The sequence below is a fragment of the Mobilicoccus sp. genome (assembly GCF_032060985.1).
Classification (GTDB): Bacteria; Actinomycetota; Actinomycetes; order Actinomycetales; family Dermatophilaceae; genus Mobilicoccus.
In genome coordinates this window covers 296,128-318,230 of sequence record NZ_DAMBGD010000001.1, presented here as the reverse complement: position 1 = coordinate 318,230, position 22,103 = coordinate 296,128, and the positions used below count along the sequence as shown (strand labels likewise).

The 22,103-nt window shown below is 72.0% G+C and carries 20 protein-coding genes and 1 pseudogene; 9 read left to right on the top strand and 12 right to left on the bottom strand.

From position 1 onward, the window contains the following. Positions 1-85 precede the first annotated feature (85 nt). The 5 genes from obgE to RT054_RS01360 form a co-directional block, all read right to left on the bottom strand. Positions 86-1,609, bottom strand: coding sequence for a GTPase ObgE (obgE, locus tag RT054_RS01380; protein ID WP_313021737.1), 1,524 nt, complete (start codon positions 1,607-1,609; stop codon positions 86-88). A 353-nt stretch (positions 1,610-1,962) separates the two neighbouring features. Then, complete coding sequence (locus RT054_RS01375) at positions 1,963-2,748, bottom strand: VOC family protein (RefSeq protein ID WP_313021736.1); 786 nt, start codon at positions 2,746-2,748, stop codon at positions 1,963-1,965. Positions 2,749-3,042: 294 nt separating this feature from the next. Further along, positions 3,043-3,303 carry a 50S ribosomal protein L27 gene (gene rpmA, locus RT054_RS01370; RefSeq protein WP_312720682.1) on the bottom strand — a complete coding sequence of 87 codons (261 nt, stop codon included), beginning with the start codon at positions 3,301-3,303 and terminating at the stop codon, positions 3,043-3,045. Between the two features lie 31 nt (positions 3,304-3,334). Beyond that, positions 3,335-3,643, bottom strand: coding sequence for a 50S ribosomal protein L21 (gene rplU / locus RT054_RS01365; protein ID WP_312720685.1), 309 nt, complete (start codon positions 3,641-3,643; stop codon positions 3,335-3,337). Positions 3,644-3,848: 205 nt separating this feature from the next. Further along, positions 3,849-4,403, bottom strand: coding sequence for an XRE family transcriptional regulator (locus RT054_RS01360; protein ID WP_313021734.1), 555 nt, complete (start codon positions 4,401-4,403; stop codon positions 3,849-3,851). A 77-nt stretch (positions 4,404-4,480) separates the two neighbouring features. Between RT054_RS01360 and RT054_RS01355 the strand changes: the two genes are divergently transcribed. Together RT054_RS01355 and RT054_RS01350 are read left to right on the top strand one after the other, a co-directional pair. Continuing rightward, a complete protein-coding gene (locus RT054_RS01355) occupies positions 4,481-5,164 on the top strand; it encodes an AzlC family ABC transporter permease (protein ID WP_313021733.1) in 684 nt (227 codons plus the stop codon). Next, positions 5,161-5,502 (top strand): AzlD domain-containing protein, encoded by a 342-nt coding sequence (locus RT054_RS01350; RefSeq protein ID WP_313021731.1) that lies wholly within the window; start codon positions 5,161-5,163, stop codon positions 5,500-5,502. The genes RT054_RS01355 and RT054_RS01350 overlap by 4 nt, the downstream gene beginning before the upstream one ends. Positions 5,503-5,515: 13 nt before the next feature. On the opposite strand, the gene RT054_RS01345 is transcribed toward RT054_RS01350, so the two are convergent. After that, a complete protein-coding gene (locus RT054_RS01345) occupies positions 5,516-6,490 on the bottom strand; it encodes an IS481 family transposase (protein ID WP_313021729.1) in 975 nt (324 codons plus the stop codon). A 366-nt stretch (positions 6,491-6,856) separates the two neighbouring features. Continuing rightward, positions 6,857-7,471, bottom strand: a complete 615-nt coding sequence (locus RT054_RS01340; RefSeq protein WP_313021727.1) for a hypothetical protein — start codon at positions 7,469-7,471, stop codon at positions 6,857-6,859. A gap of 50 nt (positions 7,472-7,521) precedes the next feature. On the opposite strand from RT054_RS01340, the pseudogene RT054_RS01335 reads away from it, so the two are divergent. Continuing rightward, positions 7,522-8,016: pseudogene (locus RT054_RS01335) on the top strand (transposase); the annotation flags it as partial. Positions 8,017-8,094: 78 nt separating this feature from the next. On the opposite strand, the gene RT054_RS01330 reads toward RT054_RS01335, so the two are convergent. From RT054_RS01330 to RT054_RS01320, 3 genes are all read right to left on the bottom strand, one after another. Further along, positions 8,095-8,433 carry a hypothetical protein gene (locus RT054_RS01330; RefSeq protein ID WP_313021726.1) on the bottom strand — a complete coding sequence of 113 codons (339 nt, stop codon included), beginning with the start codon at positions 8,431-8,433 and terminating at the stop codon, positions 8,095-8,097. A gap of 716 nt (positions 8,434-9,149) precedes the next feature. Next, the gene (locus tag RT054_RS01325) at positions 9,150-12,779 is read right to left on the bottom strand and encodes an Rne/Rng family ribonuclease (RefSeq protein WP_313021724.1); all 3,630 of its coding nucleotides are present in this window, start codon (positions 12,777-12,779) and stop codon (positions 9,150-9,152) included. A 121-nt stretch (positions 12,780-12,900) separates the two neighbouring features. Beyond that, positions 12,901-13,782, bottom strand: a complete 882-nt coding sequence (locus RT054_RS01320) for a TIGR03936 family radical SAM-associated protein (RefSeq protein ID WP_312720696.1) — start codon at positions 13,780-13,782, stop codon at positions 12,901-12,903. A gap of 175 nt (positions 13,783-13,957) precedes the next feature. Between RT054_RS01320 and RT054_RS01315 the strand changes: the two genes are divergently transcribed. From RT054_RS01315 to RT054_RS01300, 4 genes are all read left to right on the top strand, one after another. Beyond that, positions 13,958-14,683, top strand: coding sequence for an ATP-binding cassette domain-containing protein (locus RT054_RS01315; RefSeq protein ID WP_312720697.1), 726 nt, complete (start codon positions 13,958-13,960; stop codon positions 14,681-14,683). Further along, positions 14,680-15,246 (top strand): hypothetical protein, encoded by a 567-nt coding sequence (locus RT054_RS01310; protein ID WP_313021722.1) that lies wholly within the window; start codon positions 14,680-14,682, stop codon positions 15,244-15,246. Before RT054_RS01315 ends, RT054_RS01310 begins: the two co-directional genes overlap by 4 nt. A gap of 144 nt (positions 15,247-15,390) precedes the next feature. Next, positions 15,391-16,692: a DUF2157 domain-containing protein gene (locus RT054_RS01305; RefSeq protein ID WP_312720700.1), complete on the top strand. Its 1,302-nt coding sequence runs from the start codon at positions 15,391-15,393 to the stop codon at positions 16,690-16,692. Next, a complete protein-coding gene (locus RT054_RS01300) occupies positions 16,689-17,201 on the top strand; it encodes a GDYXXLXY domain-containing protein (RefSeq protein WP_312720702.1) in 513 nt (170 codons plus the stop codon). Before RT054_RS01305 ends, RT054_RS01300 begins: the two co-directional genes overlap by 4 nt. A 12-nt stretch (positions 17,202-17,213) precedes the next feature. Here RT054_RS01300 and RT054_RS01295 read toward each other — a convergent pair whose 3' ends face one another. Beyond that, complete coding sequence (locus RT054_RS01295) at positions 17,214-17,741, bottom strand: hemerythrin domain-containing protein (protein ID WP_312720703.1); 528 nt, start codon at positions 17,739-17,741, stop codon at positions 17,214-17,216. A 205-nt stretch (positions 17,742-17,946) separates the two neighbouring features. On the opposite strand from RT054_RS01295, the gene RT054_RS01290 reads away from it, so the two are divergent. Beyond that, complete coding sequence (locus RT054_RS01290) at positions 17,947-18,678, top strand: ABC transporter ATP-binding protein (RefSeq protein ID WP_313021720.1); 732 nt, start codon at positions 17,947-17,949, stop codon at positions 18,676-18,678. Beyond that, entirely contained in the window at positions 18,675-20,012 is a 1,338-nt protein-coding gene (locus RT054_RS01285) for a hypothetical protein (protein ID WP_313021719.1), read from the top strand. Before RT054_RS01290 ends, RT054_RS01285 begins: the two co-directional genes overlap by 4 nt. 81 nt (positions 20,013-20,093) lie before the next feature. On the opposite strand, the gene RT054_RS01280 is transcribed toward RT054_RS01285, so the two are convergent. Next, positions 20,094-22,097: a TIGR03960 family B12-binding radical SAM protein gene (locus tag RT054_RS01280; protein WP_313021716.1), complete on the bottom strand. Its 2,004-nt coding sequence runs from the start codon at positions 22,095-22,097 to the stop codon at positions 20,094-20,096. Positions 22,098-22,103: the final 6 nt, after the last annotated feature.

The following is a 22,103-nucleotide window of genomic DNA, read 5'->3' as shown; positions in this document are numbered from 1 at the left end:
TGCGCATCGCCCGGGCGTCGACCGGTCGGGGTCGTCGACCGGTCGGCGTCGTCGAGCGGGCCGCCGGGCGTCGGCGTGTTCCGGGTCAGTCCTCGGAGGTCCAGAGCCCGGCGCGACGCTCCTCGGCGAGTTCCTCGCGGGCGGCCTGCTTGGCGGCGCGGCGCAGGTCGTAGTCCTCCCGCTTCTCGGCGCGGGTGGGGCGGTGGGCGTCCTCGAGGCGGATGTCGGTGCCGCGGGGGCCGACGGTGCCGAGGATCTCGGCGCCCGAGGACAGGGTGGGCTCCCAGTCGAAGACGACGGCGTCGTCGCCGTCGCCGATGACGACCGTGTCGCCCGCGACCGCACCGACCTTGACGAGTTCCTCCTCGACCCCGAGGCGGTTCAGGCGGTCGGCGAGATAGCCGACGGCCTCGTCGTTGGTGAAGTCGGTCTGACGCACCCACCGCACGGGCTTGGCGCCGGTGACGCGGAAGACGAATCCGTCGGAGGTGTTCTCGCGGCGCACGGAGAACCCGCCGTCGTCGAGCGCCTCGGGGCGGATGACGATGCGACGACGCTCCTCGACCTCACCGAACTCGGCGCGGTGGGCCTGCACGTGGCGGGCGAGGGAGAACGTCAACTCCTTGAGTCCCGTGCGGGCGACGGCGGAGACGATGTGGACCTCCAGGCCGCGGGCCTCGAGGTCGCCGCGCACGAACTCGGCGAGTTCACGCGCCTCCGGCACGTCGGCCTTGTTGAGGACGACGATGCGGGTGCGCTCGGCGAGCGGACGGCCACCGAGGGCGTCGTCCGGGACGTACTGACGCAGTTCGTCCTCGATGACGTCGAGGTCGCTCATGGGATCCCGGCCAGGATCGAGGGTGGCGCAGTCGACGACGTGGACGAGCACGGAGCAGCGTTCGACGTGGCGGAGGAACTCGAGGCCGAGGCCGCGGCCCTCGTGCGCGCCGGGGATGAGGCCGGGCACGTCGGCGACCGTGTACCGCACGTCACCGGCGGTGACGACGCCGAGGTTGGGGACGAGGGTCGTGAACGGGTAGTCGGCGATCTTGGGCTTGGCCGCGGAGATGACCGAGACGAGGCTCGACTTGCCCGCCGAGGGGAACCCGATGAGGGCGACGTCGGCGAGCGTCTTGAGTTCGAGGGTGAGGGTGGCCTCGGCGCCAGGTTCGCCGAGCAGGGCGAAACCGGGAGCCTTGCGCTTCGTCGTCGCGAGGGCCTTGTTGCCGAGACCGCCGCGGCCACCCCCGGCGGCGACGTACTCGGCGCCCTCCCCCACGAGGTCGGCGACGACGTCGCCGCGGTCGTTCTTGACGACGGTGCCGTCGGGGACGGCGAGGACGAGCGGCTCACCGTTGCCGCCGTTGCGCTCATCGCCCTCGCCGGGGCGTCCGTTCCCGGCCTTGCGGTGGGGGCTGCGGTGGTAATCCAGGAGTGTCGTCACCTGGTGGTCGACCCGCAGGACGACGTCGCCGCCGTTGCCGCCGTTGCCGCCGTCGGGCCCACCGAGGGGCTTGAACTTCTCACGCCGCACCGAGGCGCAGCCGTGTCCGCCGTTCCCCGCGCTCACGTACAGGGTGACGCGGTCGACGAACGTGGGCGCTGCCATGGGTTTCTCCTGCTGCTGAAGGGCGGGGGGTGGTGGCCCGATGACGTCACCGATGACGTCATCCGCTGGCGGGGTGGGTCGCGGAAGGCGGAGGAGGCGAGGCGCGCGAGGCGCGCGAGGCGTCATCATGCCCACCAGGCCGGGATAGACGATGGCCTGCCAGTCTCTCACGACGCGGCCGCACCGTGAGCCACGCCCGCCGAGGCCGACCGTCCGCAGAGTCCGCGACGTCGGCGAGCGCGGGGTTCGTCTCGGCCGGTCTCGAGGCCGACCCACGACGACGCCCCTGGCCCGTGGGACCCGTTCCAGCGCACCCCGCGCGCCCGGGAGCTGCCGGCGCGGAGTTCGGGTGGCTATCCCTGCGGGGGCGTGAGCAGCGAGAACGTCTCGGAGTCGGGACCGGTGACGATGAGCAGGCGCCCGAAGGGGAAGTCCGACGGGCCCATGAGGATCGAACCGCCGACCTCCTGGACCCTGCCGACCATCGCGTCGACGTCGTCGACGTGGAAGCACACCGACCACATCGACGGCATGTCGGCTTCGTCGGGTCCCTTGGCCGCGAAGCCCGTGGGGGCCTCCTCCGGCGCGTCGGGCAGGAAGGCGAGCTCGTACTCCATCCCCGGCATCCCCGCGGCGGCGAACGTGTACCCGAACACCTGCCCGTAGAAGCCCTCGGCCGCCGACAGGTCCGACGTCATGAAGTCGCACCAGGTGACCGCCCCGTGCTCGTCGGTCACCTCGAATCCCGTGTGCTGCCCCGACTGCCACGCGCCGAACACGGCCCCCTCCGGGTCGGCGTAGAGCGCCATCGACCCCATCGGGCCCACCTGCATCGGCGCGAGGATCTGCTCGCCACCGGCCGACGTCACCGCCGAGTCCAGCGCGTCGAGGTCGTCCGTGGCGAGGTAGACCGTCCATGCCGGCGCCCCCGCCTCCTCGCCCGGCATGGGCGGGGACAGAGCGGCCACGGCGCGGCCGCCCAGTCGGGCGTTGGTGTACCCGCCGAACTCCGGCGCGGACTCGTCGAACCGCCACCCGAGCAGCGCCGCGTAGAAGCGCTTGCTCGTCTCGATGTCGGGGACGGTGATGTCGACCCAACAGGGCGTGCCCGCCGGCCAGGAGCCCTCATGCCCGGTCATGTCGCTCTCCGTTCGTGCCGTCTCGTGCGTCCGAGGATGCCGCCCAGAGTAGCGAGCCAGGGTGACCCGGGGAACACATCGGCGATGAACGTCGACGCCGAACCCGACGTTCTGCGCGGATATCGGCGCCGCTCCACGTGCACCCCCTGCCCGGGATGCGGCGTGTCCGGGATACGCCTGTCCGGGGAAGGGCCTCGCGGGAAGCTCTGCCTCAGGAAGGCCGTGGGGCATGACGAAGGGGGCAGGGCCGTGGTCGGCCCTGCCCCCTTGACGACGCGTCGTGACTTCGCCTGGTCAGGCGGTCTCGACGAGGTCGATGTTCACGGTCTTGCGGCCGCGCTTGGCGCCGAAGCGCACCTCACCGGCGGTGAGGGCGAACAGCGTGTCGTCCTTGCCTCGGCCGACGTTCACGCCGGGGTGGAAGTGGGTGCCGCGCTGACGGACGATGATCTCGCCCGCGTTCACGAGCTGACCGCCGAAACGCTTGACGCCGAGGTATTGCGGGTTGGAATCGCGCCCGTTCTTGGAGCTGGACGCACCCTTCTTGTGTGCCATGTCGCCTTCTGCCTCTCGCTCGTCCGACGCCTCAGGCGTCGATCGCCGTGATCTTGATCTGCGTCGAGTGCTGACGGTGACCCTGACGCTTCTTGTACCCGGTCTTGTTCTTGTACTTCATGATCGTGATCTTGGGGCCCTTGGTGGGCTTCACGATCTCGGCGGAGACCTTGACCTTCGCGAGAGCGGAGGCGTCGGTCGTCACCTGCTCGCCGTCGACGAGAAGGATGGGGGCGAGCTCGAGGCTGTCGCCGGGGTTGCCCTTGACCTTGTCGACGATGAGGACGTCGCCGACGGACACCTTCTCCTGACGGCCGCCTGCACGGACGATCGCATACACGTGGATGACTCCTGTTGGTTCGAACGAAGCACCTCTGATGAACCGGCCCGTCGAGACGGGACCACCACGCGCGAACGGCGGGGGACTCACGAAACACGGATCTCGGTGGGCGCACCGACTCTCCAGAGTACGGGAGGGGGCGCGCAACGACCAAACCCCGCCCGCCCACGCGACCCGCGCCTCCCCAAAACCCGAGATGGACCACTCAGGGATGCTCGCTGAGCAGGACGGCGGTGGTGTCGGGCTCCAGCGCCCGAAAGGTGTGGGGGGCGTCGCCGGGGTAGGAGACGTAATCCCCGGGGCGGAGTTCGACCGGCTCCTGTGCGGCGCCGACCAGTGCGCGTCCGGTACACAACACGACGTGCTCGACGACCCCGGGCATGTGTGCGGCCGAGTCGCGGGGCTCGCCCGGTTCGGCGCAGATCCGGTACAGGTCGCGACGCGCCTGCGGCGGGCTGGCCGAGAGCAGCGTGGCCACGTAGTCCGAGGTCTCGGAGGCGACCGCCGGACCCTGCCCCGCCCGGATGACGGTCACCGGGGTGACCGGTGGATCGACGAGCCGCGAGAACGGGGTGTCCAGGGCGAGGCTGAGCGCCCACAACGTCTCCACGCTCGGGTTGCCCGCACCGGACTCGAGCTGGGACAGCGTCGACTTCGCGATACCCGCCCGGCGGGCGGTCTCGGACAGGCTGAGCCCGACCCGAGCACGCTCGCGGCGCAGCGCGTGGGCGATGGTCTCCAACGGTGCCGACGTCGACATCCCTCCGCCTCCCGTTCGCTGTCTCGAACGCTCGTCGATCTTGACGAACGCTGACGCCTGCGTTCAGTGTAGGCATCATGCGTTCGATCTGGCGAACACTCCCGGCGCCCACCCTGCGCGCCATCCTGCTCGTCTGCCTCGCCGACATGCTCATCGCGATGTCCTTCGGCGCCCTCGCCGTCGGCGGCGGGCTGCCGTGGTGGGTGCCGTGCCTGATCTCCCTGGCCGTGTTCGCCGGTGCCTCGCAGTTCGTCTTCCTCGGCCTCGTCCTCGGTGGTGGCGGCCTGCTCGCCGCAGGACTCGCCGCCCTCCTCGTCAACCTCCGACTCGTCCCGCTGGGGTATGCGGTCGGGGATCTCCTGGAGCCGCGGAGGACGCGGTTCCTCGGTGCCCACCTCATCACCGACGAATCCGTGGCCTTCGCCCTGCAGTCCGATCCCCGACACCGGCAGGCCGTCTACTGGTCCTCGGGCGTCCTCCTCTTCGCCCTCTGGAACCTCGGCACGCTCGTCGGCGCCCTCGGGGGCCGGGCCATCGACGACGTCGGGGCGTTCGGTCTGGACGCGGCGTTCCCGGCGGTGCTGCTCGCGCTCGTCATGCCGAGCCTGCGCGAGCGGCGCGTCGCGGTCGCCGGGCTCGTCGGCGCTGCGATCGCCGTCGCCACGACCCCGCTGCTCCCCGCCGGGGTGCCGGTCCTGCTCGCGTTGAGCGCCACCGTCCTCACCCTCGGCCGACGACCCGAACGGACGAGATCTCGATGACCACCCTCCCCGGGGCGATGTCGCCGACCATGCTGGCGCTCGGCGCCGTGGGCCTCGCCACGCTCACCTATCTGGCCCGGCTCGTCGGCGTGGCGCTGCGGGCGCGCACCGAGCTCCCGGAGGACGGCCAACGCCTCGCCGGACACGCCGTCGCGGTGCTCTTCTGCGCCCTCGTCGCGACCTCGGCGCTGCTCGAGGCGGGCGCCTTCGCGGGGTGGGCGCGCCCGGCCGGGGTCCTCGTCGCCGGTCTGCTCGCCTGGCGCCGCCTGCCGTTCCTCGTCGTCGTCCTCGCGGCGGCGGCCACGACGGCCGGCCTCCGGCTTGTGGGCGTCCCCTAGATGTACTCGGCCGTCAGGTTGGTGACAGTCGGCTGGTAGGAGTGGCTCCGCCGAGTGCGGTGTGGCGGCGTTCAGTGTTGTAGTGCTCCAGCCAGGGGGCAAGCGCGGCGGTGCGGTGGCTGCTGCTGGTGAAGGGGCGGGCGTAGGCCCATTCGGTGGACAGGGTGCGGTTGTACCTTTCGACCTTGCCGTTCTGCCAGGGGCAGTGGGGGCGGATGAACTTCTGCCGGGCGCCGATCTCGGCGACGGCCTGGGCGAAGAGGCGACTGTTGCGGTAGGCGAAAGCGTTGTCGGTCAGGACCCGCTCGATCCGCTCGATCCCGTGCGCGGCGAAGTAGGCGGCTGCTCGGGTGAGGAACCCCGCGCAGGTGGCACCGGTTTCATCGGGCAGGACCTCGCTGTAGGCCAGGCGGGTGTGGTCATCGACCATGGAATGCACGTAGTCATACCCGATCCGGGCGCGTTTGCCCTTGGCGGCATCACTGGCGGCGCGGCCGTGGACCCGCCACCCACCACCGTCGGGGATCCGACCGAGTTTCTTGACGTCCACGTGGACCAGTTCACCGGGTCGGGAGCGTTCGTAGCGGGTGGTCGTGGTCTTCGAGGCTCGGATCACCGCACCGGTCAGGGGGTCCAGCAACCGCAACGGTGGCATCTGGTGGCGGTGCAGGACCCGGTTGACCGTGCGGGCGGGTACACCCACGTGGGCACCGATCCAGTCCTGACCACGGCGGTGCTCCCGGCGGGCAGCCAGGATGCGTTCCTCGGTCGCGGCCGCGGTGCGGGTGGTGGATCGGTGTGGCCGGCTGGAACGGTCCCACAGGCCCGCGTCCCCCTCGGCGTCCCAGCGGCGCACCCAACGGTGGGCGCATTGACGCGAGATCCCCATCGCGGCAGCGACGTGGGCCACCGGCAGTCCTTCCTCCCGGACCCGCTGGACCAGCAGCCGTCTTCCATGAACCGTCAACCGAGCATTAGCGTGGGCCACGAGAACCTCCGTGTGTGCGTGGATGCCTTCGACAAGCCCCACCCCACACGGGGGTTCTCCTGTTCGTCAACGTCTCCCTGTCACCAACGTCCCGACCGAGTACACCTAGAGCACCGATCCGCGGGAGTTGTTCGAGCGGCCGGGGTCTCGCTCACACCGACGGGGCCGTCGGCGTCCCCCCGCGCGAGCGCACGAACCGGGTGGTCATCACCACTCGAGGTCGATGTGCATGCCGGCGTCGGGGACCGCGGCGCCGCGGATGACGTTGTCCTCATGGACTCCGTCCACGACGAATCCGAATCGTCACCGCGTCATGCTGACGACGAACGCACGGACATGCCGCTCACCGGTCGATCGATCCCCCGGTCAGGACACCTCGGAGATCGAGCGCGAGCGCGCGACGACCCCCTCCCTCGTCGTCCGACGACGGCCGAGCGCATGGACGCCCGCGGCCATCGCCACCGTCCCGGCGAGCGCGCCGCAGACTGTGAGCAGAGGGACCCAGGCCGCGCCTCCGGAGAACAGTGACGCGACGAGCGCGGAGACACCGATCCACGAGAACAGGCCGCACATGACTGCGGTGTCCGCCGCGAGGTGCAGCCCGCGCCGGTGACGCCAGGTCACGGCCGCCGACCACACCGCGACGACGAGGGAGATGAGCAGGGGAAATCCCAGCGCCTCCCCGCGGGGCATGGTCGCGTCGACCCCGCTTGCGCCCCAGTGGGTCGGGCGTTCTTCGGGAGCGCCCAGGCCTGCGTTCCACCAGCCGAACGACGCGAGAGTCAGAGCCACGACCGCGCCGAGAACGGGCCAACCGTGGAGCAGGACCCGTGCGGGCAGAGGCGCCGCATCCCAGGCGTTCTCCGGGTCCGCCGGTTCGGGGGACGACCACCCTCGGCCGCGTCTCGACACGGCCAGGGCGGCCGCCGCGATGAGGGGCACGACCGCGACCGACAACCAGAACTCCGACACGTCCGTCACCCCGCCGTCCTCACTCCCCATCCTCCCCCTCGAGGACGCCGATGTCCCCACGACGGACCCAACAAGACATCCATGGCCGCCGCGGCCGCGCGGGCGACCCGCTCTACCAGGCCCGCAGGAGCCTGCACACCGGTGAATCACTGCTCAGCGACAAGCAGAAGAGCCGCCTTCGCGAGCTGTTCGCCGACGAACGCCATACCTGCGTACAGATCACCTGGGACGTCTACCAGCAGCTCATGGCGCCTACCGCGACCGCGACCGCAGGACAGGAAGAACGGCCCTGAGCATGCTGATCGCCAAGATCAGCACCGGCGTCCCCCAAGGGCTGGAAGAGATCGCACGGCTCGGACGGACCCCGCACGAACGCGCCGACGATGTCCTGGCCTCATTCGACCACCCCGGCACATCCAACGGCGCCACCGAAGTCACCAACGGCCGACTCGAACACCTCCGCGGCATCGCGCTCGGCTTCCGCAACATCACCAACTACATCACCCGCAGAGTCCTCGATGCCGGAGGCATTCATACCCCAACTACACCCTTGATCCGGAAGAGCCACTTATCCTGCTGACAACGTGTCCGAGCGGGTGTAGGCACGTCGGGTGCAACGGAATGTGATGACGTCACACATTCCTGAGCATCAGGGGGACCGCCCCCCAGAACCAGCCCTCCGGGCGCTTGACGGCACCGGCACCGGTGAGAGCTTCCACCACCTGAGTTCGCTCTGAATCAGACACGTACTGAATCTCCACGATCCAGCCCTGGCAGCGCGACACGGGGTGGGTCTCCATGCTTTCGCCGAGAACGCTCTCAAGGTCCGAAGCGGCTCTCGTCGCGGCGACACGCGTCACTGCTTGTGCGCAGGAGGCCGAGTTGCTCTTATTGTTCGCGAGATAGTCACGCCCGCCCTGAGTCGCCACCAGCCACCAGATCAACCCACCGACGACCAACAGACCTGTCACCAGAATGAGTGACGCATACCTTCTCCACACGGCAGGTGAGGTGTCAGTAGTTGTCGTGCCACCACGTGACATATGCCGGCCACGCCGGATACGGCCAAGTATAGCTCTCGACTTCAGGGTTAGATTCGCCAAACTGAATCCAATACGAACGACTTACCGTGACAAACGCCTGATCCCGGGCGAAAGTGTGTCACCTGGACAACAACCTCAGATACACAGAATGTGACGCACATCTCTTTCCTTGAGCCGCGAGACCCGGCGGGCCGTGTGGCGTGTTGCGCACATGGCCATGCAAGCAGCCCCCACGATTGCTCGCCACCGGAGTCCCGTCTGTCCGGCGCTTCCCACCGCATCCCACTGAGGCATGAGTGTCGATGACGTGCCCTGCTCCTGACGACGGGCGTGCACGGCCCTCAGCGCGTGCTCTTGCCCGCGCCGTTCGCGCCGAACAGGGCACAGAACCCGGGAAAGGGCGCATCAGATCGAACGGGCCGAGCCGGAACCCCGCCCCGTTCTCGACCGCCACCGCCGACACCTCGACGCCCGACACCCCATCATCGTCCTGTCGGCGTCGTCGACGCCGCCTCTCACCTCGACAGATGCGCCGACAGCGCACGCGGCGACCCAAGGATGACGGTAAGGATGCGGCCAGAGGGTCGCTATCACGACCCTTCGCCCGCATCCTTACCTGCGATCTTGACGCACCGGCGAGGGGGTCACTCCCCTTCGGTGGAGCGGGGCGGGCCAGCCGGGGAGCCCGCGGCACGGCGGGCGGCTCGGCGGCGCTTCGGAGCCGCCGGAGCCTCCTCGGCCGGGGTCTCTGCCTCGGTGGCCTCTGTCTGGGACTGCACCTGACCATCCGACGCCGCAGCCGCCGCGACCGTCTTCGGCTCCGAGCTCGCGAGGGCCTCGGTCGCGGCAGTGGCCTCTTCGGCCGTGAACACTGCTGGAGCCGCGCCCGACGGCGCAGCGGTCGGCGCGCTCGCCGCGCGACGCGCACCACGACGACGCGGCTGCGCCGGAGTGGCCGGCGCGGCCGGGGTCTCGATCGGCGAATCCGCACCAAGCGCCCCGGAGTTCGACGTCGGCAGCTCATCCGCCTCACCCGAGGACACCGACGACTCGTCACCGTCGTGAGGCTCGGCCGCAGCAGCCGAGGCTGGCGGCTGAACGCGCCCGGTGACCTTGCCGGTCACCCGACCCGTGGCAGGTGCCGCGTCCGTGCCGAGCTCACCGCTCACGACCGGCGACCCCGGCTCGACGACGGGCGCTGCGGGCGCGGCGCTCGGCGAAGAGGCGCGACGAGACCCCCGGCGGCGACCGGTGGAGCCGGCCGAGCCGGTGGAGCCGGGCTCGGCGATCGTGGGAGCGTCATCCCGGGCATCGTCGGCGGTGGGCACGGGAACCTCGGAGCCCTCGAGGTGCTCGGCGACGATCGCCTCCACGGCGGCCGTCTCCATCGGGGCGTCCTCGCCCTCGGACCGTGCCTCGCCACTGCCGTGCGACTGCACGGCGGCGGCGTAGGCGGCCGCGGCGATCTGCGCAGGCGTGGGTCCGCTCGGCGTCGCCGGTGACGGATCCCGCTGGTCACGCGAATCCCGAGACTCACGCGGATCCCGCTGGTCGCGCCCGCTGCCGGAGCCCCGCACCTCGCGACGCGCGCGGTCGTTGCGGCGGCCACCGCGTCGGTCGTCGCGACCGCCGTCCCCGGAGTCCGTCGACTTCTCGAGCGGCTCGGTGCTCACGTGGATGCCGCGGCCGTGGCAGTGCTCGCACTCCTCGGAGAACACCTCGATGAGCCCGGCGCCGACGCGCTTGCGGGTCATCTGGACCAGGCCGAGCGAGGTGACCTCGGCGACCTGGTGCTTGGTGCGGTCACGCCCGAGGCACTCGACGAGTCGACGGACGACGAGCTCACGGTTCGATTCGAGGACCATGTCGATGAAGTCGACGACGATGATGCCGCCGATGTCGCGCAGCCGCAGCTGGCGGACGATCTCCTCGGCCGCCTCGATGTTGTTCTTCGTCACCGTCTCCTCAAGGTTGCCCCCGGAGCCGGTGAACTTGCCGGTGTTGACGTCGATGACCGTCATCGCCTCGGTGCGGTCGATGACGAGCGACCCGCCGGAGGGCAGCCACACCTTGCGGTCCATCGCCTTGGCGATCTGCTCGTCGACGCGGTAGGCGGCGAAGACGTCCTTCTCCCCCGTCCACCGCTCGAGGCGGTCGGCGAGGTCGGGCGCGACCGATTCGACGTAGTCGCTGATCGAGTCCCACGCACCGTCACCGTGGACGACGAGCTTGGTGAAGTCCTCGTTGAACACGTCACGGACGACGCGCGTCGTGAGGTCGGCCTCCCCGTGCAGCAGCACGGGCGCGTTGCCGGTCTTCGCCTTCTTCTGGATCTTGGCCCAGGCCCGCTGGAGTCGCTCCACGTCGGCGGTGAGTTCGGCCTCCGAGGCGCCCTCGGCCGCGGTGCGCACGATGACGCCGGCGTCGTCGGGGACGATCTGCTTGAGGATCTTCTTGAGCCGCGCCCGCTCGGTGTCGGGCAACTTGCGGCTGATGCCGGTCATCGACCCGTCCGGCACGTACACGAGGTACCGACCGGGCAGCGAGACCTGCGAGGTGAGCCGGGCGCCCTTGTGCCCGATCGGGTCCTTCGTCACCTGCACGAGCACGGACTGCCCGTTCGACAACGCGTTCTCGATGCGGCGGGCCTTGTGCTGCTCGAGCCCCGCGGCGTCCCAGTTGACCTCACCGGCGTACAGGACGGCGTTGCGGCCGCGACCGATGTCGACGAACGCCGCCTCCATGCTCGGCAGGACGTTCTGCACGCGCCCGAGGTAGACGTTGCCGGCCATCGACGCGCCCGGCGCACCGGCCGCGCCCTGGGCGGTGCCGCCTCCGGAGATGTAGTGCTCGACGAGGATGCCGTCCTCGAGGACGCCGATCTGCGTGTGCGGACCGCGCTCGCGCACGACCATGACCCGCTCGACGGATTCGCGACGCGCGAGGAACTCGGCCTCGGTGATGATCGTGCGGCGACGCCCGGCCTCCCGGCCCTCACGGCGGCGCTGGCGCTTGGCCTCCAGGCGCGTCGACCCCTTGATGCCGGTCGCGGAGTCCCGCGGTTCGCGCACCTTGGTGACGGTGCCCGGCGGGTCGTCGGAGTCGCCCGCGGACCCGCTGCGGCGCCGACGGCGCCGACGACGGCCGGTCGACTCGCCCTCGCCCTGGTCGGCGGGGTCGCCGCCCCGCCCGGCGTCGCGTCGGGTGTCCTCTGCCGACTCGTCCCCGTCGCCCTGGTCGTCGCTGCCGCGGTTCCGGCGACGGTCGTCATCGCCACGACCCTCACGGCCGCGCTCGTCCTTGCCGCGACCCTCGTCGTCGCGATCCTCGGAGGCGTCGGCGCCGTCCTCGCCCCCACGGCCGGAGGGGCGCCGTCGCCCACGGCCGCCCCGGCGGCGGCGACGACGGTTGCCGTCGGAGTCGTCGTCACGGCCGTCCCGGGACGCCGAGGAGTCGTCGTCGCCCGAGTCGTCGGCGTCGTCCGTGTCGTCGACACGATCCGATCGCTCGGAACCGCGTGTGTCGTCCGAGGTGGCCGGGCCACGACCGGCCCCGTCGGCACGGCCGTCTCCTCGGCCACGGTTGCCGCGGCCACCGCCGGCGCGACGGTCGCCCTGCGTTCCCCCGCCCCGGCTGTCACCGCGCGAGTCGCCGTCGCGCGACTCGCCTCCGTCGTCCGTGTCGTCGTCGACGTCGTCATCCCCGTCATCGGCGTCGTCCTCGCGGCCGGAGGCGGCGCGGAGGTCGAGCACCTCCTCGGGGTCGGGCGCCTGGAACAGCAACCCGAAGCTGGGGACGACCGGACGGGTCTCCTCCTGCGCCTCCCGCGCACGGGCGGCGCGGACGACGGGGTCGTCCATCGGGTCGGTGAGCAGGCCGGAGACGGCCTCCTGGGCGTCGACGGGGGGCTGGGAGAGCGGGGAGACCTCGACGTCGCGGGCGTCCTGCGCCTGGTCCGCCTCGTCGTCACCGGGCAGGGACGCCTCGGGCGCGGCGGCGACGAACGCCTCGTCGGTCGGGGCCGGCGAGGTCGGGACGTCCTCCGGCTCCCCCGGTTGCTCGGCGGCCAGGCGGGCGGCGGCCTCGGCCTTCTTGCGGGCGCGGGTGGCGGCGGCCTTCTTGGCGGCGGCCTGCCGGGATTCCAGACTGCGGGTCGATCGCTTGCGCGGAGCCGGCGTGCCCTCGGTCGCGGGGGCGTGATCGGCACCCGCCGCGGCGGGCTGGGTGGGTTCCGGAGTCGTGTCCGGCGTGGTGGTGCTGTCGTCGGAAGCCATCAGGCGTTCCCTTCGTCGACCGTGCGACGGCGACCACACCCCGGGCCGACGGGCCCCCTCCGCCGCGCGGTGCGCGGTTCGTGCGTCGTCCTGCCGGGTTCGGCAGGCGAAAGTCGTCTCGTTACGCCAGACCGGCTCGCGTGTCGCGCGGCACCGAAGAGGCGCCGACGGCCTCCTGGTCGGTGGCCAACGGGTCGGCCACCCGCGCCGGTGCGTCGAGCAACGGGCCCTGCGCGAGCCGGGTCACCCTCGGGGGTGACGGCGGAGTCAACGCGGTGGCAGTGTGCAGCGCGGTCAGGATGTCGTCGGGGCGTACGGCCGGTGTGGTGTGCCGTACGACCATGTGCAGTATCGCACAGGGGGGCCCCGACGCCGGTCGGGCGGCGGCGCGCTGCGTGTTCCCGGCCACTTCACCGGGCGCGGCCTCACCGCCGGGCGAGGCCTCGGGGTCGACGTCGGCGACGCCGTCACGCACGGTGGCGTCGAGGACGGCCTCGCGCACGTCGAAGGTGCGCGGGCCCTTCTTGAACGTGCGGGTCACGAGCACCTCCTCCATCCCGAGGAACCTCTCGAGGTGAGCCTGGACCTCCTCGGCACCCAGACCGGGGAGGTCGATGCGCCAGAGGCTCCCCTCCAGGGAGTCGGCGAGCGCGCCCGCGCCGGCCTCGGCGACGTGGAGGACGGCGTAGCCCTCCGGCAACGCCGAATCCAGGGCGACCCGCAGCCCCTCGGGGTCGAGACGTTCGACGACACCGATCTCGACGTACTCCGCCTCGCTCGCCGTGCCCGTCGGCGCGGCGTTCGCGTAGCTGATCTTGGGGTGGGGGTGGAAACCCGCGGAGTAGGCCATCGGGACCCCCGCACGGCGGACCGCGCGTTCGAGGGCCCGCTGGAAGTCGCGGGTCGAACTGAACCGCAAGCGACCTCGCTTGGCGTAGCGGATGCGGAGCTTCTGCACCGCCGGCACTGCGGGCGGGCCTTCGGGAACACGCTGACGAGCCATTGGACGAATGGTACCGGGGCCCGCGGCGCCCGCCCACACGCCGCGTCGGCCGCGTCGTCGTCCCCGGATCGTCGAGTGGTCATCCTCCGGACCACCTGGGTATCGACCTGAGGATGATGCGGAATGAGCCCCCGGGCGGATGTGGACACAGCCACTTCTGCCCCAAGGTGGACTCATGAGCATCCAGAGCCCCCTCACCGTCTCCGGCGTCCTCGTCGCGCAAGACCTGCGCGTCGTGCTCGACGGGCGTGAGGTCCTCCACGGGGCCGATCTCACCGTCGTGCCCGGGGAGACCGTCGCCGTCCTCGGCGCCGGACCCGACGCCGAGACCCCGCACCTGCTGTGTCGTGTCCTCGCCGGTCTCGCGTTGCCCGCCTCGGGGTGGGTCCACCGCGGCAGCCACGACCTCACCCGGCTCTCGGACGCCCGCCGCAGCGCCCTGCGGCGACGCGACATCGGCGTCGCCCTCGACGACGGCGTCCTCCCCGACCTGCCGGTGCTCGAGAACATCGCGCTCCCGTTGCTGCTCGACGGCTACTCCCACCGACGCGCGGTCTCGCACGCCGTGGATCTGCTCGACCACGTCGGCCTCAGCGGCCGCGGCGCCCGTCGCCCCGACACTCTGTCGCCCCGAGACCACGCCCTCGTCGGCCTGGCCCGCGCCCTCGTCACCGCGCCCCACCTCGTCGTCGTCGCCGACCCCTCGCCCCGCCTCACCGAGGCCGACGCGGCGGACGTGCTCGACGTGTTCCTCGGTCACTGCGCCCGGATCGGCGCCGCCGTCCTCATCGCCACGGAGAGCCGGGCGACCGCCGAGCGGTGCTCGCGCCGCTACGAGGTCCGCGACGGCCGACTCGTCCGTTCCCCCGAGGTGCACTACGCCCCGCAGGCCCTCCTGTGATCGCCGCCCTGCGTCTCTGGTGGTTGCTCCGGTCGATCTGCGGACCGCGCCGTGACCTCGCGGTCGCCACGTCCTTCGGCCTCCTCACCTGGGCGACGCTCACCGCGGTCGGGTTGCTCACCCTCGTCGGACGCGCCGACGCGGTCGACGGCCGGCTCGTCGGGTCCATCGTCGTGCTCGTGGGTGCCCTGGCCCTCACCTCCGTCGTCAGTGCCCGCAGCCTGCTGCGCGGCACCCGCGACGCGCGCCTCGCCGCCCTGCGCACCACCGGCGCGTCCCGCCTGCAGACCGGCCTCATCGGTGCCCTCGACGTCGCCGAGGCCGCCTTGCCCGGCGTCGTCCTCGGGGTCCTCGCCGACGCCGCGGAGGCCTGGTGCCTCGCCCGCACCGGCACCGACCTCGTCCCGTCCGCCCCGTGGATCCTCGTGCCCGTCGTGGCCCTCGCCGGTGTCCTCGCCCTCATCGTCGCGCACCGCGTGCGGGCCGCCGAGGAACCGCGGCCCCGGGGGGCCTCCGGGCACTCCGCCGACCCTCCGGTCCCCGTGCCGTGCCGGCCGCTCTGACGATCGACCCGTGAGACGAGGCCCCCTCCCCTGCTCGGCAGAGGCGGGGGCCTCGCCGCGTGTGAGTGTGCGCGTGTGAGTGTCCGGGCTCACGCGGCCGGCCGTCCCGTGAGGCCATGCTGGAGACATCGAGAGGAGCACCCCATGGACGCGTCAGGACCTCGACCCCCGACCCCCGTCCCTCCGCGGATCGCCCGATGGCTCGAGGCGCAGCTGCCCGAGTGGGAGGCCGACGGACTCCTCACGCCGGGGCACCGTGCCGACCTGCAGGCCCGGTACGTCCCGGCCCGACGCGTCGGGCTCGTGGCGCTCGTCGTCGGGCTCGGCACCGCGTTCCTCGCCGTCGGGTTGCTGTGGTTCGTCGCCGCGAACTACGCGACGTTCTCCCCCGCGCTCCGCTTCGGCACCGTCACCGCCGTGTGGCTCGCGCTCGTCCTCGTCGCCGAGGTCCTCGCCGGACGGCGCCACCGCGGCGCACGGGAGGTCCCCCGCCCCTCGTCGGTCCCCGCCCTCATCGCGGTGTGCCGCACCCTCGCAGCCGCGGCGTTCGGGGCCGTCGTCCTCCAAGCGGCGCAGAGCCTCCAGGTCCCCGCCTACGAACCCCGACTCCTCGGATGCTGGGCGCTCGGCGCCCTCGTCCACGCCTACGCGACGGGGTCCCTCGGCGCGCTCACCATCGGCCTCCTCACCTCGGGGGCCTGGGTGGTGTGGTTCCTCACCTCCCTCACGATCTCCCTCACCGGTGGCATCGCCGTCGTCCTCGCCGCCGGGGTGATCGCGACGTCGCTCGCGGCGGTCGCGCACCTGCCCGAGTTCCAGCGCACCCCGCACGACGTCGGGGTCGCGACTCCGTGGCGCCTCCTCGGCGCGACGTGCTCCCTCGGCGGCCTGTTCGTCGCCGCGCTCCCGTTCGGAGAAGACGGCACGACGGGCATCCCCACCGGCGCCGTGGTCCTGTGGATCGGCGCGGCCGCCGTCGCCGCCCTCGCACTCGGGCTGTGGTCGACCCTCGGTCGCGGCATCGCCGGTCGGAGCGAACGCCTCGCAGAGATCGGCGTCGCGACCCTGGCGGTCCTCGCCGGCACCGGCCTCGTCTCGTGGCAGGTCGGGAGCGCGTTCGCCGAGACCGCCGACCCGGCCGCGTGGCTGCGGGCCGGCGTCTGCGTCGTCGTGTTCGTCGCCTTCGCCGCGTTCACCGCCGCAGACGGAGTCCTCACCGACAGTCCCGCCCTCACCGCCCTCGCCACCGCGGCCCTCGTGGTCTTCGTCGCCGCCCAGAGCTTCGCCGTCTTCGCCCCTCTCATGTCGGGGTCCGTGCTGTTCCTCGTCATCGGGGCCGTCATGCTCGTCACCGGCCTGCTCGCCGAACGGCTGCGACGCCTCCTGCGCCGCTTCGTGCCCACACGCGCCCACCTCGCCCACACCCGCCCGGAGGCCGCGTCATGATCCGCCGCCCCGTCCTCGTCGCCGCCGCCGTCCTCCTCCAGGTCGCCCTCGTCGGCGGCGCCGTCGCCCCGCAACTGTCCGCCCGCACGGGCGAGGAGTACCGCTTCCGCGTCGGGCCGGTGGACCCGATGGAGCCGCTGCGCGGCGCCTACGTCGCCCTCGACTACCCCGATCTCCTCCCACGGGAGGCGCCGTCGGGCGACATCATCGGCACCCCCCTTCCCACCGGGCGGGTCTTCGTGCCCGTCGAGGTCCGCGACGGCGTGGCCCACGGACGTCCCGCCGTCCGCGACCGCCCCGCGAGCGGGCCCTACCTCGCCTGCGACAGCAGCGGCCACGGCCTCGACTGCGGCATCGGGAGCTGGTTCGTCCCCCAGGAGGAGGCGGCTCGTCTCGACCGCAGCCTGCGAGACCGCACGGCCGTCGCCACCGTCCGCATCGACGCACGCGGCAACGCGGCGCTCGTCGACCTCGATCCCACACCGGCACAGGCGCCCACGCAGCCGTGAGTCGACCGCCCCTCAGGCGCGGGGACCGCTCCAGGCGGCTTCGCCCTGCTCGCGCCAGAGCGGTCCGTCGAGGGACGCGACCGCCTCGGCACGCAGCCGCTCGCAGCGGTCCCAGTCGGCCTGGTCGAGGGCGACCGCGGCGGCGGGGAACAAGCCGTTCTCCTCATGATCGATGTGCTCGTGAAGGACGTGGATCTCGGCGAGGAGCGGGCCGAAGTCGATGTCCTCGAGGCGTCCCGCGTCGGCGAGGGCCAGGAGCTCGTCGAGCACGGCGTCGAGGGCGTCGTGCTCGTCGTACAGCGTGCCGGCCTTCTCCTCGTACTCCTCGAAGCGGGTCATCGACAGGTACAGCCCGCCCTCCTCGACGGCGTTGTGCACGGTGAAGTACCGGACGAGTTCACGGGCGAGACCGATCGCCTCCTCCCGCCGGTCCGCCTCGATGTCGGCGGTGAGGTGGCGACACAGGTTGCGGATCTCGAAGTGGTCGTCCATGAGTGCCCCGATCGGACCGATCTCGTGGCATCCGCAGTACTGGCACATGCGTTTCCTCCGTTCGCGAGAGGCCATCGTCCCACCCGTTCGTCCCCGAACCCGCGGCCTCTCGCGACGCGCCAGGGCCTCGTGTGCGGACCTCGCCGTCGTCCTCACGTCGTCCGGCGGGGACGTCGCGCCCGCCCACGGTCGTAGCCCGGCCTCATCCCGCCGCACGATGTGCGAGGAGGGCGCCGCTCGCGAGGGTGAGGGCATGTTCCGGAGCACCTCGTCCACCGCGGTCGACCCGCGCCTCACCGGCGGCGATCTCGTCGCCGCCGACCTCGTCAAGACCTACCCCGGCACCACGACCCCCGCTCTGCGCGGCGTCAACCTCACGATCACGGCGGGCGAGTCCGTCGCCGTCATGGGCCCCTCGGGCTCGGGCAAGACCACGCTGCTGCACCTGCTCGCAGGCGTGCTCACCCCGACCTCCGGGTGGGTCGCCTGGCGTGGGCGCGACCTCGTCTCGCTCGGTGACGCGGGCCGGACCCGGCTGCGTCGCACCGACTTCGGCTTCGTCTTCCAATCCGGGCACCTCCTGCCCGAGCTGCCCGCCATCGAGAACGTCGCCCTCCCCCTCATGCTCGCCGGCGTCCCCCGTCGCGCTGCGACCGCGCGGGCCGCCGAGCTCTTCCCGCCGCTGGGGCTCGACGGACTCACCGGGCGACGTCCCGGCGAGCTCTCCGGCGGTCAGGCCCAGCGCGTCGCCATCGCGCGGGCGATGGTCGGCGACCCCGGTGTCGTCTTCGCCGACGAACCGACCGGTGCCCTCGACCAGGCGACCGGCTCCGAGGTCATGGAGCACCTGCTCCGCCGCTGCCGCACCGCGCACGCCTCCCTCGTCGTCGTCACCCACGACGAGCTCGTCGCCCGGTGGTGCTCGCGCACCGTGCGCCTGCGGGACGGTCTCGTCGTCGCCGACGACCGGGTGTCGAGCCGATGAGCGCGCTCACCGCCCCCGTCGCCCTCACGTGGCGCCTCGCCCGGCACGAGCGGGCCGACTCCGCACTCCCGACCCTGCTCGCCGTCACCGCCTTCGGCGTCGCGACCACCGCCGTGCTCGTCACCCTCGGCGGCGTCGGCGCCTTCGCCGCACGCGCCGAGGCCGCGGCCGCGGCGGGTGCGGCCGGCCCGAACGACATGGCGAGCCTCTATGTCGTCCTCGCGGCTGTCGCGGCCACGCTGCTCGTCGTCCCGATCCTCACGCTGGGCTCCGTGGCCGCGCGTCTCACGGTCTCCCGTCGCGACGCCCGCCTCGCGACCCTCCGACTCGTCGGGGCGACCGGCGGCCAGGTCACCGTCATGACGCTGCTCGAGCAGGCCGTCCAGGCCGCCCTCGGTGCGCTGTTCGGCGTGGGACTCTACGGGGCCCTGCTCCTGCCCCTGTCGCTGCTCGAGTTCCAGGGGCGGCGTCTGTCGGTCGCGGAGTTGTGGGTCGGCATGGGACGGCTGGGGCTCGTCGTCGCGGGGGTCGTCGCCCTCGCCGTCCTCTCGGGCGTCGTGGGGCTCGCCAAGGTCGTCGTCGGTCCGCTCGGGGTCGTCGCGCGCACGACGCCAGGTCGGATCAGCGCGCTGCGCCTACTCGTGGCCGCCGTCGTCGTCGGTGGCTGGATCCTCGGATTCCAGGCGCTGGGCCGGCTCGGGATGGGGGTCGTCCTCGTGTTCCTCGCGCTCGTCGTCCTCATGGTCGACCTCGTCGGTCCGTTCTTCGTCATGATCGCCGGGCGGGTCGTCGCCTCGCTCGCCCGCACTCCGGCGACGCTCCTCGCGGCCCGGCGGATCATCGACGACCCCCGCGCCACGTGGCGCAGCGTCAGTGCCCTCGGCCTCGGGATCCTCGTCGCCGCACTCTCGAGCGTCGGACCGATGCTCACGCCACCCGGAGACGTGGACGCCCAGACGCGGCTGCTGGGGCGGGACATCGGGACCGGCTCGCTCGTCGCCCTCACCATCCTCACGGTCGTCGCGGCGACCTCGACCGGCGTCGTCCACGCGGCCCGCCTCTACGACCAGCGGCCGCAGTACCGGGCCCTCGCCTACGCCGGGACCCCGACGGCACTGCTGCATCGGGCGCGCCTGCGGGAGGTGACGATCCCCCTCGGTGTCACGGTCGTGCTCGGCTCCGCGTTCCCCGCGCTCGTCCTCCTGCCGATGACCTCACTCCTCGGGGTCGGCCTCGTCATCCGTACCCTCGTCGCGATCGCCGCCTCGTGCGCGCTTCTCATCACCGCGGTGCAGCTCTCCCGGCCCCTCGTCGACGCCGCCGCCCGCCTCTGAGGACGGGCGGCGCATGCCGCACCGGGGGTCAGGGCGTGATCGGTGTGATCGGTGTGATCGGGCCCGGCTCGGCGAGGCGAGTCAGGAGCGTTCGAGCATCCCCTGCTTGCCGGAGCCGAGGACGGTGAGCGGCAGGAGCGTCTTGCCGGTGGGGCCGATCTCGATGTCGAGGTCCATCTGCGGGCAGACGCCACAGTCGAAGCACGGGTCCCAGCGGCAGTCGGGCTGCTCCTCCTCGTCGAGGGCGGCCTGCCAGTCCTCCCACAGCCACGCCTTGTCGAGGCCGGAGTCGATGTGGTCCCACGGCAGGGTCTCGAGCTCGTCGCGCTCGCGGGTGGTGAACCAGTCGACGTCGATACCCCAGCCGTGCTCCTCGTTCATGCCGGAGAAGACCTGGTCCGCGCAACGCATCCACCGCTCGTAGGAGAAGTGCTCGCTCCACCCGTCGAACCGGCCACCGTCGCGCCACACCGCCTCGATGACGTCGCCCACGCGGCGGTCACCGCGGGAGAGCAGCCCCTCGACGACCCCGGGTTCGCCGTCGTGGTACCGGAATCCGATCGAGGAGCCGTACCGCTTGTCCGAGCGGATCTCCTCGCGCAGCAGGGCGAGGCGGCGGTCGGTGTCGGCGGCCGAGAGCTGCCCGGCCCACTGGAACGGGGTGTGGGGCTTGGGCACGAACCCGCCGATCGAGACGGTGCAGCGGATGTCCTTGCGGCCGCTGACCTTGCGGCCGGTCTCGATGACGGCCTTGGCGAGCGCACCGATCCCGAGGACGTCCTCGTCGGTCTCGGTGGGCAGACCGCACATGAAGTACAGCTTGACGTTGCGCCAGCCCGCGCCGAAGGCGGCGGCGACGGTGTCGATGAGGTCCTGCTCGCTCACCTGCTTGTTGATGACCTTGCGCAGGCGCTCGCTGCCGCCCTCCGGGGCGAACGTGAGCCCCGAGCGGCGACCGTTGCGGGTGAGCTCGTTCGCGAGATCGATGTTGAACGCGTCGACGCGGGTGCTCGGCAGCGACAGCCCGGTCTGGGTGCCCTCGTAGCGGTCGGCGAGCCCCTTGGTGATGTCGGCGATCTCGGAGTGGTCGGCGCTCGAGAGCGAGAGGAGGCCGACCTCCTCGTAACCGGTGGCCTGGAGACCGCGCTCGACCATCTCGCCGATGCCGGTGATCGAGCGTTCCCGCACCGGGCGGGTGATCATGCCGGCCTGGCAGAACCGGCAGCCGCGCGTGCACCCGCGGAAGATCTCGACGCTCATGCGTTCGTGGACGGATTCCGCGAGCGGGACCAGCGGCTGCTTCGGGTAGGGCCAGGCGTCGAGGTCCATGACGGTGTGCTTGCTCACCTGCCACGGGACACCCTCGATCCCCGGGCGCGGCGTGATCGCCTCGAGCGCGCCGTCGCCCGCGTAGGAGACGTCGTAGAACGCCGGCACGTACACCCCACCGGTCGCGGCGAGGCGGCGCAGGAGTTCCTCGCGCGGGGTGAGCCCCTCCCCACCGGGACGCCCCTCGGCCTTCCAGGCGCGGATGAGCTCGGTGACGGCGAGCACGGCCTCCTCGCCGTCACCGACGACGACGGCGTCGACGAAGGGCGCGATCGGCTCGGGGTTGAAGCTCGCGTGCCCCCCGATGAGGACGATCGGGTCCTCTTCGCCGCGGTCGGCCGTGCGCAGCGGGATGCCGGCGAGGTCGAGGGCGGAGAGCATGTTCGTGTAGTTGAGCTCGGTGGGGAAGCTGAGACCGAACACGTCGAAGTCGCGGACCGCACGGTGGCCGTCGACCGTGAGCAGCGGGACGTCGTTCTCCCGCATGAGCGCCTCGAGGTCGGGCCACACGGCATAGGTGCGCTCGGCGAGCGCATGCGGCTGCTCGTTGAGGACTTCGTAGAGGATCATGACGCCCTGGTTGGGCAGCCCGACCTCGTAGGCGTCGGGGTACATGAGCACCCAGCGCACCGTGTCGGGGCCCCCGCACTCCCAGTCCTTGACCTGCGAGTTCAGTTCACCGCCGACGTACTGCAGCGGCTTGCTCACCCGGGGCAGCAGGGCCTCCAGGGCGGCGAATCTCGACTCTCCGGACATACGACC